Genomic DNA, 12,800 nt, shown 5'->3' with positions numbered 1-12,800 from the left:
CTTATATCATAACTTAGTTACTCTTAAATGAAGCAGGATAAATGAGCTTGTTCTAATAACTATTAACAAGTCAGGTATTATGTATAACTATAATCCGTTGGAATGCCTACCTTCATCAGCAGAATTGCAGGATTCTGATGACACCCCTGTGGATAACGAGCTGCAAATATTAATTCCCAATTTATTATTAGCCATCTTAGCTTCGATTTGGCAAAACCGCGATGACTGGTTTTTTGGTATCAATATGGGTATTTACTATACACCATTAAAACCTGCCATAGTCCCCGATGGATTTCTGAGTTTGGGTGTAGAACGTTTTGTTGGTGAAAATGGACGTTCTAGCTATGTTTTTTGGGAAGAAGATGGAATTTCACCCATTTTAGCTTTAGAAGTAATCTCTCAAACTTACAACGGTGAATACGAACAGAAAAAAATCGATTATGCCGAGTTAGGCATTTTGTATTATGTAGTTTATGCACCAACGCGGCTACGCCGGAAACGTCAACGTTTAGAAGTTTATCGTTTAGTTGAAGGGAAATATATTTTACAGGCAGAGGATAAAATCTGGATGCCGGAAGTTGGTTTAGGTATTGGAAGGGAACAGGGTACTTATCAAGGAAGAACGCGAGAATGGCTGTTTTGGTATGACGAAAATGGCAACAGATACCAAACCCCGGAGGAACAACTAGAAAATTTATTAGCGAGATTACAACAGCAAGGAATTGACCCAAATAAACTTTAATTTTGTTGAGAATTTGCAGTTATAGCAATCCTAAATGAGTCGTGAAAAAGATGGATAAGGAAACATAGACGCGGAGCGGCTTGCCGCAGGCTACCGCTAAGAACGCAAAGGACGCAAAGGTAAGAAATAAGAAAGAGATAGATAATTTTAATAAATGATTTAGGACTGCTATAGTAGTTAAAAATAATAAGCTAATTAAAACTTTTAACTTTATTGATAATTGGCAAAAGCTGATGCTTAATACCCTATCCAAATGACTAAAAACAAAATTTTAATTTGCACATTTTTAGCAATATCATCAGGTTTTTTTGGTGCTTATAGTAGCGCACAAATTACCACCATGTTGCATAACCAGAAGTGCCAAAACCAATATTGGGGTTTAAAAGTAATATGCAGCACTGGGGCGACGCTAGGAGGAATGTGGCAAGGTAGCACAACAGGACTCTGGACAGGTACAGTTTTAGGTGCGTTTGTTGGCGGTTTAGTAACGCGCGAAAATCAAAATTAAGTAATGGATAAATTTCTCCTCAGCAGTGTTGGTGTCAGCAAGACTGGTAAAATCTACCCATAGCGAAGAAGAGCAAATCACCATGACTACTGAAACTAACCCAGGTAATCAAACGACTACAGGTGCCGATGCTGTTGATGAAGCGATCGCACGGGGAATTGATTTTGATGGTTCTCCCATTCCGCCTGCCAAATTAGAACTTTATCGCAAAGTCATGGGGCTAGAGGGCAATAGACAGCGCAGTGGGGTATCTAATACCATGCGATCGCGCATTGTCCGCATCGGTGCCAAACACATCCCCCAAGCTGAACTCGATCAATTGCTTAAAGATGCTGATTTTGCACCTTTGAAAGAAAAAGAAATTGCCTTTTATTACGGCGGTAAGTAATTTTTAGCGTAGGCAATGCCTACGCATTATTTGAGATATATTCCTATGCCAATCGTTCATGCGTCGAGATTCAATTTTTTATAAATTATTCCAACAATCTCCTACTTTATTATTTGAACTATTGACAAATCCTCCGGCGAATGCGTCTGAATATAAATTTGACTCGGTAGCTGTCAAAGAACCTAAGTTTGAAATTGATGGGGTATTTTTACCACCAGAAAATGAAAGTCCGGGTATTGTGTATTTCTGTGAGGTACAGTTCCAAAAAGACGAAAAGCTTTATGAAAGGGTATTTGCGGAATCTTCACTGTATTTCTACCGCAACCGTGACAGATTTAGTGATTGGCAAGCAGTGATAATCTATCCATCACGTAGTATTGAACAAAGTGAAGCAGTACGGTCTTGGGGTCTCCCCAAGTGGAGTAACTGCTGAACCCGAAGGGTGATACTTATCCTCATAGAACATTTCTCAACGGCAATCAAGTGCATCGAGTATATTTGGATGAGTTGGGAAATATCCGTTCCTTGCCTTTGTGGGTGGCAGTGATGGTATTAACTACTATAGAAGAGGAACAAGCCCCTGCAGAAGCTCGGTATTTATTAGCGAGAACTCGTCAAGAAACCTATTCACCGGTAAGTCGTGCGATAATCGAAATCATCACAACCATCATGACGTATCGGTTTGAGCAACTGAGTCGAAGGGAGGTGGAGTCGATGTTAGACATCACACTGAAAGAAACAAGAGTTTATCGAGAAATTAAAGAAGAAGGACGAGAAGAAGGACGAGAAGCAACGGCTAACATTATTATTCGATTGTTGACAAAGCGATTGGGGGAAATTCCCCAAGAGGTGCGTTCTTGGGTTGCAGGTTTGCCATTACCAATGTTGGAAGCATTGGGCGAAGCATTGCTGGATTTTACAAGTGTGGCTGATTTACAAGCTTGGTTACAGGCGCGGATTAATTAAATGTAGAAAATCCTTAGAGAGCTACGCTTTTTGTCGCAAGACATCGCACTTTTAGTGTCTAATTATCGTTTGCGATCGCTTGTAATATTTTACCGAGAGCGATCTTACAAAGTTTTTACACTCAATACATGGGGTGGCGTTGAATCAGGCGGATAAATCACATCTACATTTACTATCCGTTTAGTAGAGGGTGGGAGTGAAAGTTGCACTAATGGTTCTAATACCTGCCCAGTTCTGTGCCATAAATGCACGTAGCGGATTTTTTGTTGACCTTGGTCATCGAAATAACGTACCCGCACTGTACCGCGGAAGAAAGGAAAATCTAAGGAGGGTTTGCGGAAACGCAGACCACCTTGGGATAATTTATCTTCCTTTAAAGGTGTTTCTAAGGTAACAGCGATGGTCTGATTTTCGGCAGTGTTATTACTTAACGGTAAAGTAAGCTTGTATTCCACACCGTAATTACCATGTGCTTCGTATGCTGTATCGGGATAGCGTACCAGCATCTTGGCTGTTTGGATTTGTTCGGTACCTAATCGACCACCCCGCAGTGTAACTATAGGATAAGAAATAGCTTTACCACGCTGGGGAATAGTCAGATTTGTGGCTTGGGGATTATCCACGAGTTTTGCTTGCCATTGCGAACCTTGGGAAACACCAGCTACACGCCCATAAATCAGTGCGCCACTGGTAGCATCCGGAGGAGTCGGTGTTTTATCTCGCGGCCCGGCAAAGTTACCAGTATCTAGTAAAGCTTGCCATTCCTTGAGAGTGGGTTGACGATCGCTACCATCAGCATTTTTCTTGGCAAACATGGCTAAACTTGCTGCATAAACTGAATCGCTACTACGAAGCCGCATAAAACTAGACCGGCCGTTGACTGGTTTTTCTAGATTTCTTACAGGAATGGGATGATTTAGCAACATCCGGCTTTGTCCTGGAGGAATTACCAGTTGGGCGGGGAAATCAGCTTGGCGAACACCCCGGAGTACATCAGCAACAGCGCGGGCACCTGGGCCTGAATAAGCCTTACCATCGTTATTTTCAATGTAAGGAGGTAAGGTCACAAAGGGCGCATCCTGCATTAAATAACTGGCGGCTTGCAATACATCTACTGTTACAGGCTTTTTACCAGGGTTATGCACCATTACACCCAGGTATAGCGTTTGTAAATCCTTGGGAGTGTGGGTGTAGTGGTGGGCGAATAAGTCAAAACGTCCTTTAAAAGGGAAATTGAGGTGGGCGGCTGGAACTTTTTTCCCGTTTGGAGGAAAGGTAGACAGTAAAATTCCCTCAGTTTTAATCCATTCTGGGCTATTGCTGTTAAAGACGGGTATTGTATCTAATTTGCCTGGTAAAGCCCGAACTTCCCCAGCTTGTAGGATTTCTTGGTAAGTTGGCTTTGGTGAAGTTTGAGCGTTCGCTGAATTATGATTAGGACTTGTGCATCCAAGGGTTTGAGTTATAGCTAATCCTAATAGCACTATGAATATAGGTAACGGTAGTTTAACTAGCATAAATTTTATTTAGAAATCAGCCCCGGTATTAAAGATAATCAGTTATTACTACAAGTTCCTTGAAGGCGATTTCCGAAGGGCGATTGAAGTGATTAAATAGAAAGATAATAAATATGATTAGGGTGAAGCGTTCGCATTATATTTTTAAACAATGCATAATTAAATTAATCTTTATTAATTGTTAATTTTAACCATTCACTTAATTCATTTGCCAACAAGTCTAGATCGACCTCAGACAATATAGGAGAAGCCGAAATACTATATTGATTATTTCCTGCCCAAATAACTAGTTTAGGTTCAATTATGATACCTCCATCATTAGGAGAACTAAATTTTATATGACCTTTGATGCGTTCTAATTTGTTAATATCTTCTCTAGAACTGGGAGTTGCTTGACTAATTACAAACCCGGAAATTTCATGAGTTAATGAAATTTGTTGCTCATCAATCTTGAGTCGTGTGTTGGCAAATAGATGTACGAGTAGCCATAACATTGCTAGAGCTATACTCAACCAAGGAAGAGAGAATAAACCTAGAAAGATTTTATTTTGTAAATCAACCCAATAAATAGCAAACACAAGAAATACCAGAACTATACTAGGCATAATAAACATTACTCCCAAGATAGTAATACTTTTAAAATCTCTAATTCCTGCTGGAGGAATAATAATTTCTAAAAAATCTTCTTGTTTTTTTATTATCATTGATATGGCATTATGATTTATTTGAAAACTTAGGCTCAGCAATCTATAAGTATTCAAAAAAAACCTCTGGAACTAATCTTAGCTCCCCAGATTTAAAGCGAGAAATATCTATCCATAATGCCCGATGTTTATGTTTACCTGACTCAGAGAAAACTAAACTTTCTAAGCTATAAAACCTAGAATCGGCAAAATCACATTGATAAAGTTGAATAATTTCATGTCCTTGTCTACCGTTGAAGATAAACAAATTTTCTATACAGCCAAGATAGCGAATATTGGTTAACTCTGCTTGAATTTCTTCTTGAAACTCCCGTTGTAGAGCATCACGGCTAGTTTCACCAAAGTCAACACCACCACCCAAAGCGCGATAAAATGTTTCTTGCTTTGCAGGGTCGTAGCCTTCAGAAACGAAAATGCGTTCGCCATCTCGAATTAGTCCTAAAGCTAATACTCGAATTTGGCCAGCTTTATTCATTGTTGTAATTAATTATCGTAAATAGAATAAGGGCGGCTTTCGCTATCTTCAACAGGCCAATCTTCGTTTTCGCCGCCGATGTACAAATCTTCAATGGTGACATATTCCTCACTTAATTGTGTGAGGGCGTTGATTAAAATATCAATGGCGATCGCATCACTAGTTCCCAAATCAAACCAACAACGCGCCCACTCTCCTTGATATTCAAACTCACCCATATTATGCATCAAAGCTAGCAAGCTTTTGTCATACCCTTGGGAATCATAATTCATGTAACTGATATCGAGTCCGGTTTCCTGCACCTGGAGATTTTCTGCGTTAAATGCACCTAATTTACCTAGATAAAACCAGGAATCAAAAGCTTCTTCTACATACTGTTTTTCACGTTCAGAAGGAATTGTGCTGAATTTTAACCAAATCCAGACATCAAAAGGATTAAATTCGCGGAATTGAATTTGCATTTTAGTTAAATATTCCAGTTATTTTGACTGAAGACAAGCATATCAGAGTAGGGAGTGGGGAGTGGGGGAGATGGGGAGATAGGGAGACAAGGGGGACAAGGTAGCAATTTTTCTCCCTTGTCTCTCGCCTCTCCCGATGCCCCATGCCCAATTACCTTAAATTATTTAGGCTAAGAGCATTTTTACGTTCGCTTTCGATTTGTTTAACTAAATTACTTGGGAGTTGAGATTTTTTAGCCAATGCTTTGTCAAAATTAGCGATCGCTTCTTTAATCGCTTGCTGATTCTTTTCCTTTTCCCCCAGTCGTCTGAGAATTTGGGCTTTGAGATAGTAAATTTCTGGATTCTCGCCTCCGCTTTCAATGGCGCGATCGACAGACGCTAGCGCCTGAGGATACCGTTTTAAATCGCGGTAGGCAAGAGCAATACCCCGATGCACGAGATACTGAGGAGCAGCATTTTCTTGTAAGCGCCCAATCGCTCGATCTGGACTAGCGAAAGGTAAATTAACCGCCAACAACAAATCCATATAACCCTTGATTAAATTTAATTCTGGATCGTTGGCAGAAATCGCTTCGGCTTTGTCCAAATATTGATAAACTTGCCGCAACCGACCAAAAGCTTCTGGTACGCCGTTGACTGTACCTTCACGGATGAGAATTACAGAACCCTCTAAAAAATGACCAACAGCAGTGTATAAATTTCCACGCAATGGATCGGTATCAATCAACTTTTGTGCGCTTTCCAAGGTTTTCTGACTGTAGGTGTTGAGTTTACCCCAATCCTTATTTCCGTATGCTAAAGACGCCTTCATCGCATAAGCTAGAGGTTCATTTGGCTCTTTGACTAGTGCTTGTTGGAGGTGACGCTCTGCTACTGGATAATTGCCCTGTTGGAAAATTGCTTCAAAAGCTGCTTGAGTTTCGTCACCAATTGGATGGGGTTTTTCCCTCCGAAAGGGATCGCCAGCTAGCGAGGGATTTATCAAAAGATTAAGTGCGATCGCTGCACTAAAACCCAATTGAGCAAATAAGTTGAGTCTAGCAAACACCACCGATTGAGAACACGAAAACCTTTTAGCCATTTTGACCCTCAGAATAATTGCAGTTGAAATAGTTGTATGTGTTACTTTGAATGCAAAAAATAGTTAATTTGAACTTGTGTCTGCTTCAGGCAAAATTTTTGATCGAGGTTGACTTGGGTAATTTTTTGATGTTCCCAGGCATGTTGTAGCCATTGTTTAAGGCCAACTCTGCCACAATGGAGAAAACTGGATAATTCTTGCTGCTAGATTAGGGTGTTAAAGCAAGTAATATTTTATGAATTTTTTTTTGTTGAATTTTCCAGCTGCTCTTGGTGTAGTTAATCAGTAATTCGCTGACTTTTTGGTAATCTTAACAAATGCTCTATCTCCGAAATCTAATTTATCACCCCACAGCGTGCCCAACAGCGATTCTCAAATCCATCGACTTAGAATTAGCACCCCAGCAGCTAGGTCTGATTATTGGCCCAAGTGGTTCGGGTAAAAGTACTTTACTAGAAATTTTATCTGGACTAGCTGAACCCACCTCTGGCGGACTCTTTTGGCGCGAACAAGAACTGATTCCCGAACAGCTGCAACAATTGGCAGGATTGGTATTCCAGTTTCCAGAGCGACATTTTTGCGGAAGTACGATTTTAGAAGAATTGCGTTTAGGACATCCTGAATTAGGGTCAGATCGAGTCAGACACGCCTTGAGTGAGGTGGGATTAGAACATTTATCGCTCTCCGCTGCCCCCCATGCTTTGAGTGGCGGTCAGCAGCGGCGTTTAGCTTTGGCAGTGCAATTAATTCGTCAGCCAAATGTACTGTTATTGGATGAACCAACTGCTGGTTTAGATTGGTCAATGCGGCGACAGCTGGTAAATTTATTAGCAAAACTCAAACAAGATTGGACGCTGTTAGTAGTGACACACGATGCTGGAGATCTATTAGCGATCGCAGATCGTTGCTGGACACTCAACCACGGCGAACTAAAATCAGTTGACCCGAAAACACTAGAAGCCAAAGCTAAAGAACCCCTGCCGACGGTGTAGGTTGGGGAGATGGGGAGATAGGGAGATGGGGGAGTGTGGGGAGTGTGGGGGGAAAGATTTCTTCCCTATCTTCCCACACCTCCCACACTACCTGCTTGCCCTATGCCCAATAACAAATGACAAATGATAAATGACAAATGACCAACTCATTGCCTGAAATGGCAGAAATTTGGCAGCAAACTCTAAATTGGCAACCAAGTGCCCAACAACAGAAACAATTTCAGAGGCTTTATCAGTTAGTTCTGGAAGGTAACCGCCAATTAAATTTAACTCGCATCACTGAGCCACAAGAGTTTTGGGAAAAACATCTTTGGGATTCACTGCGAGGAATTGTGCCAAAGGGAGAATTTCTTTCATCTTTTCAAGAGAGTGTATCTGTAATTGATATTGGTACGGGTGCAGGTTTTCCGGGTATTCCAGTGAAAATTGCTGCACCCAATTGCACAATTACTCTCATGGATTCAACCCGCAAAAAAATTACTTTTATCGAACAAACCTTAACTGAACTTGACCTAATAAATGCTAAAACTCTTGTCGGCAGGGCTGAAGAAATTGGTCAGCAACCCGAACACCGACAAGCTTATGATATTGCCTTAATTCGTGCTGTGGGGACAGCTTCTGTTTGTGCAGAATATACATTACCACTGCTCAAACAGGGAGGTTTAGCCATAATTTATCGTGGTAATTGGACAGAAGATGAAACAACAGCTTTGCAAAATGCTGTTAAACAATTGGGCGGCGTTATTGAATTAATTGAAAAATTTACAACACCATTGAGTGAAAGCATTCGCCACTGTGTGTATTTGCGTAAGGTAGCAACTACACCAGTTCAGTTTCCACGTGCTACGGGTGTACCTACTCAAAAGCCTCTTTAACCTTTATTAAGCTAATTAAGATATGCCAATTTAGCTATAAAATCTAATAATTATCTGAGTATAAATTTCAAGATTAATGTGAGTTCGACAGGTCATATTGTGCGCGTCTAATCAATTAAAAGATCTATCCCTAGCTTTAATACAGTGATTTTAAATTGATTGTGAACGCTAAAGAGGTTTTGCGACTCTTTTCTAGCATCTCTGTCTAGAAAAGTTTTGATGCAACGCCAATACTTGATGAAAAGCCACCCTCCAAGGGTCTATGCACAAGTCGGGTAAGCTGCCCAAGCAACTTGTTAAAGTGCTGCGTTTGGTGCGTGAGATTATTTTTCAAATCTATATTCATGGTGTAAATAGGTTAGCTAGATGTAAAAAGATAAGATAAAGCTAATCTTTAAAACTTTATTATTCCCAAAAATTTTTAAAGATTAAATGAACATAAAGCTTGGCTTAAAAACTTTTCTTTTATCTGACTGTATTATTACTTAAGTAATAGTATCTATGCTGTTAAAACAGACAAGATAAAGCGAATTAATTCAAGTAAATAATCAGAAGAGAGAGATTAAGTATGCATTTTTTTAAACTGAGTTTGAGTATACTTCCAATAGTAGGCACTGTATTTTTAGGACAAATTAACGCAGCGCAAGCAGCATTACTTGATTTTGAAGGGCTTCCTACCACAACGCTTCCGACAAATACACCTGTTCCAGAATCAGTGCTAACCGACGACTTCATATCAGATGGAGTGCTATTTGGCAAAACTGGGGTAAGTGCTGGTGTTGCAGTTGTCGGCCCTGGTTTTGGTCTAGATCCAAGCGCAGGTAACACTGTGGTTGGACTAGATCAATTTGGGAATATTCCAGATATTGTTACTGGTGACATTTTCTTCAGCTTTGTTCTGCCCAATACGTTACAACCTGCACAAACCGATTTTGTCTCTTTTTCCATAGGCGACGGTGGTGCCGACTTAGACATATTTGAAATTCGTGCCTTCGATATAAATAACACGCTACTCCAAACCCAAAACTTCGTCAACGAATCAGCTTTCCCAGTCTCATTCTCGTTGCCGGGAATTAATCGCATCGAAGTAGATTTCACAGGTGAATTTGGTTACTCTTTTAATAACCTAAATTTCAACACACCCACACCAGTTAATTCGGTTCCAGAACCGCAAACTATTCTTGGCTTGGCAGCGGTTTTAGGAATGGGTAGTTTAATGCAAAGGAAAGCTTCTAAGAGGAAAAACTTAGTTAAAAGCTACAACTAAATTACTTCTAGCAACATTTATAGCAGGCAACAGGTGAGTCCACTTGCCGTCTTGGACGCCACTTGCTTAAAGCCGGGGAACCCGTCCAACGCAGTGGCTCCGCTTTACGTTGATGGCAAAGTGGCGAACCCGATTAGTAAAAGATGGGAAGATACCGAATAATTCTGTCTCCCCATCGCTTTTATCTAAGCAAATTTAAATTTTTTAGCGTCTGCAAGCCGCTTGTTAATCTCATCCCAGTTAACTACGTTCCACCACGCCTCTAAGTAATCGGCACGGCGGTTTTGGTAGTTGAGATAATATGCGTGTTCCCATACGTCATTTCCCAGGATGGGATATTTACCTTGGCTGAGGGGACTATCTTGATTAGCTGTAGATGTTACTTCTAGCTTGCCATCTTTGTTACGTACTAGCCAAACCCAACCACTACCAAAACGACCAGCACCAGCTTCGTTGAACTGTTTTTTGAAGGCTGCAAAACTACCAAAATTTTGATTAATAGCCGAGGCTATATCTCCTGTTGGTTCTCCACCACCCTTAGGCTTCATAATTTGCCAGAACATCGAATGGTTAACATGCCCACCACCATTGTTTTGTACTGTTTTGCGAATATCTTGTGGGACTGTGTTAAGTCTTTGCAAAAGTTGTTCGACACTTTTGCTTTTGAGTTCTGGATGTTTTTCTAATGCCGCATTCAGGTTTTTCACATAAGTTGCGTGATGTTTATCGTGATGAAACTGCATTGTTTTGGCATCAATGTGTGGTTCCAGGGCTTCGTAGGCGTAAGGTAATGGTGGTAGTTGGATAGCCCCTGTTGTGTTTGGTGTTGTGTTGGGAGTTGTAGTGTTTTCTTGAGGAGAATTTTCTGCCAATGCACAAGCATCTAACGCCAAAGCACCTGCACCTGCTGTGAGTAAAAACAAGAAATAACGTCGATTAACAGTCATATAAGTTTTTGCAGCGAATCCATGTCAATTACTTGGTCGTTTTTATTTTCTTAGATTCTGGTTGCAAAAAATTGGGGAGGTGGGGAGTGGGGAGATGGGGAGGTGGGGAGGTGAGGAGAAAGTAATTCTTCTTTCCCCCCATCTCCCTATCCCCTTATCCCCCCATCTTCTTCTCCATGCCCGATTAATAATTAATCAAAATGCTGAATTATGGCATCGGCAAATTCAGAACATTTTAAGGGTTCAACAGGCGGTTCTAGCAATCGTGCTAAATCATAGGTGACTTGAGAGTTGGCGATCGCATCTCCTAAACCTTTCTTAATTAGGTCTGCGGCTTCTTGCCAACCGAGATATTCCAACATCATCACACCAGACAATATCACTGAACCAGGGTTAATCTTATCTAACCCGGCGTGTTTGGGTGCGGTGCCGTGGGTGGCTTCAAATATGGCACTGCTATCGCCTATGTTTGCCCCTGGGCCCATTCCTAACCCACCGACAATGGCCGCCGCAGCATCGGACAAGTAATCGCCGTTTAAGTTCATCGTTGCTAGAATCGAATACTCATCCGGTCTGGTTTGGATTTGTTGAAAAATACTGTCAGCAATCCGGTCGTTCACCAAAATTTTATCTTTCCATTTGCCATCGCCGTGGGTAGCCCAAATTGAGTTAAGAACTGTTTCAACTTCCTTGACAATTTGCGCTTTTTTCTCATCGGTAAGAGCATCAAACCCAGGATCGATTTGGCGGGCATTTTCTTCTAAGGAAATATTGGGATTTTTTTCTTTGTTGCTCAAAATCCATGATTCCCGTTCGGTGACAGTTTCTTGGCGAAACTCGGTGGTTGCTAGTTCGTAACCCCAATCGCGGAAAGCGCCTTCGGTGTATTTCATGATGTTGCCTTTATGCACCAAAGTCACTTGTTGCTTGTGTTTGGGCAATTGTAAGGCGTGTTTGATGGCACGTCTGACTAGGCGTTGGGAACCAGTTTTACTGATGGGTTTAATACCGATACCAGCATCGAGGGGAATTTGTTTTTTGCCGTGTTCTGGGGTGGCGGGGATGAGTTCCTCATTGAGAATTTTAATTAAGCGATCGCCAATTTCACTGCCTTGTCGCCACTCAATACCTAAATAAATATCTTCCGTATTCTCTCGATAAACAATTACATCCAGTTTTTCTGGATTTTTGTGGGGTGAGGGCGTCCCTGCATAGTAGCGGCAAGGACGCACGCAGGCATACAAGTCAAAAATTTGCCGTAATGCTACATTCAAAGAACGAATACCACCACCAACTGGGGTAGTTAAAGGCCCTTTAATGGCTACACCATATTCTTCAATTGCCGTTAGAGTGTCTTGAGGTAAATACTGATAAGTACCGTATAAATCACAAGCTTCATCCCCAACGTAAACTTTAAACCAACTAATTTGGCGCTGACCTTTGTATGCTTTAGCTACCGCAGCATCTAGTACTTTTTGGGTAGCAGGCCAGATATCTATTCCCGTACCATCGCCCCGAATAAAAGGGATAATTGGATTGTCTGGTACCACTGGTTCACCATTTTTGAAGGTGATTTTTGCTCCAGTTGTAGGGGGGGTAATCTTTTCGTACATACTTTAAACACTCCTAGAAAATTGGTGTTGGGCATAGGGCATGGGAAGGGGACAAGAGGACAAGGTGACAAGGGGACAAGGGGACAAGGGGAAAGACTTACTCTAAGTTCTCCCCTGCCCCTCTGCTCCCCATCTCCCCAGTCCCCACCTGAAGCGCAGATTTTCCCCCTATTCCCTTGTACATTATTTGCGAATTGAGGGTGGGATTGGGTGAAGCGATCGCTATTTTGTACGATCAAAAATAGTAAACTACTTCTCGCT

Annotated in this window: 13 protein-coding genes and 1 pseudogene; 7 read left to right on the top strand and 7 right to left on the bottom strand. The window is 41.3% G+C overall.

What is annotated here, in order from left to right; genetic code table 11:
- Positions 1-79 precede the first annotated feature (79 nt).
- From NSTC745_RS01955 to NSTC745_RS01940, 4 genes and pseudogenes are all read left to right on the top strand, one after another.
- Entirely contained in the window at positions 80-742 is a 663-nt protein-coding gene (locus NSTC745_RS01955; RefSeq protein WP_445635652.1) for a Uma2 family endonuclease, read from the top strand.
- Between the two features lie 253 nt (positions 743-995).
- Positions 996-1,250, top strand: coding sequence for a hypothetical protein (locus NSTC745_RS01950; protein WP_445635651.1), 255 nt, complete (start codon positions 996-998; stop codon positions 1,248-1,250).
- An 82-nt stretch (positions 1,251-1,332) separates the two neighbouring features.
- Positions 1,333-1,638: a small RNA NsiR4-regulated ssr1528 family protein gene (locus tag NSTC745_RS01945; RefSeq protein WP_445635650.1), complete on the top strand. Its 306-nt coding sequence runs from the start codon at positions 1,333-1,335 to the stop codon at positions 1,636-1,638.
- A 58-nt stretch (positions 1,639-1,696) separates the two neighbouring features.
- Positions 1,697-2,604 (top strand): annotated as a pseudogene (locus NSTC745_RS01940) (Rpn family recombination-promoting nuclease/putative transposase).
- A 104-nt stretch (positions 2,605-2,708) separates the two neighbouring features.
- Here the strand turns inward: NSTC745_RS01940 and NSTC745_RS01935 are convergent.
- From NSTC745_RS01935 to NSTC745_RS01915, 5 genes are all read right to left on the bottom strand, one after another.
- A complete protein-coding gene (locus tag NSTC745_RS01935) occupies positions 2,709-4,121 on the bottom strand; it encodes a DUF3370 domain-containing protein (protein ID WP_445635649.1) in 1,413 nt (470 codons plus the stop codon).
- Between the two features lie 164 nt (positions 4,122-4,285).
- Complete coding sequence (locus NSTC745_RS01930) at positions 4,286-4,882, bottom strand: hypothetical protein (RefSeq protein ID WP_445635648.1); 597 nt, start codon at positions 4,880-4,882, stop codon at positions 4,286-4,288.
- The gene (locus NSTC745_RS01925) at positions 4,869-5,300 is read right to left on the bottom strand and encodes an NUDIX hydrolase (protein WP_445635647.1); all 432 of its coding nucleotides are present in this window, start codon (positions 5,298-5,300) and stop codon (positions 4,869-4,871) included. Before NSTC745_RS01925 ends, NSTC745_RS01930 begins: the two co-directional genes overlap by 14 nt.
- 8 nt (positions 5,301-5,308) lie before the next feature.
- Positions 5,309-5,761, bottom strand: coding sequence for a DUF3531 family protein (locus NSTC745_RS01920; protein WP_445635646.1), 453 nt, complete (start codon positions 5,759-5,761; stop codon positions 5,309-5,311).
- 151 nt (positions 5,762-5,912) lie between these two features.
- Positions 5,913-6,845 carry a Sll0314/Alr1548 family TPR repeat-containing protein gene (locus NSTC745_RS01915; RefSeq protein ID WP_445635645.1) on the bottom strand — a complete coding sequence of 311 codons (933 nt, stop codon included), beginning with the start codon at positions 6,843-6,845 and terminating at the stop codon, positions 5,913-5,915.
- Positions 6,846-7,162: 317 nt separating this feature from the next.
- Here NSTC745_RS01915 and NSTC745_RS01910 point away from each other — a divergent pair, with 317 nt between their 5' ends.
- The 3 genes from NSTC745_RS01910 to NSTC745_RS01900 all read left to right on the top strand — a co-directional run bounded on the left by NSTC745_RS01910 (position 7,163) and on the right by NSTC745_RS01900 (position 9,979).
- On the top strand, positions 7,163-7,837 hold the full coding sequence (locus tag NSTC745_RS01910; RefSeq protein WP_445635644.1) for an ABC transporter ATP-binding protein: 675 nt from the start codon (positions 7,163-7,165) through the stop codon (positions 7,835-7,837).
- A gap of 137 nt (positions 7,838-7,974) precedes the next feature.
- On the top strand, positions 7,975-8,712 hold the full coding sequence (rsmG, locus tag NSTC745_RS01905) for a 16S rRNA (guanine(527)-N(7))-methyltransferase RsmG (protein ID WP_445635643.1): 738 nt from the start codon (positions 7,975-7,977) through the stop codon (positions 8,710-8,712).
- A 568-nt stretch (positions 8,713-9,280) separates the two neighbouring features.
- Positions 9,281-9,979 (top strand): PEP-CTERM sorting domain-containing protein, encoded by a 699-nt coding sequence (locus tag NSTC745_RS01900; protein ID WP_445635642.1) that lies wholly within the window; start codon positions 9,281-9,283, stop codon positions 9,977-9,979.
- Positions 9,980-10,164: 185 nt separating this feature from the next.
- Here the strand turns inward: NSTC745_RS01900 and NSTC745_RS01895 are convergent, their stop codons facing one another.
- Positions 10,165-10,926, bottom strand: coding sequence for a superoxide dismutase (locus tag NSTC745_RS01895; RefSeq protein WP_445635641.1), 762 nt, complete (start codon positions 10,924-10,926; stop codon positions 10,165-10,167).
- A 191-nt stretch (positions 10,927-11,117) separates the two neighbouring features.
- Positions 11,118-12,539 (bottom strand): NADP-dependent isocitrate dehydrogenase, encoded by a 1,422-nt coding sequence (locus NSTC745_RS01890; protein WP_445635640.1) that lies wholly within the window; start codon positions 12,537-12,539, stop codon positions 11,118-11,120.
- Positions 12,540-12,800 lie beyond the last annotated feature (261 nt).

This window comes from Nostoc sp. DSM 114161 (genome assembly GCF_052692665.1).
Note: the sequence above shows the minus strand (reverse complement) of the source record. Positions and strands in the feature narration are given on the sequence as shown.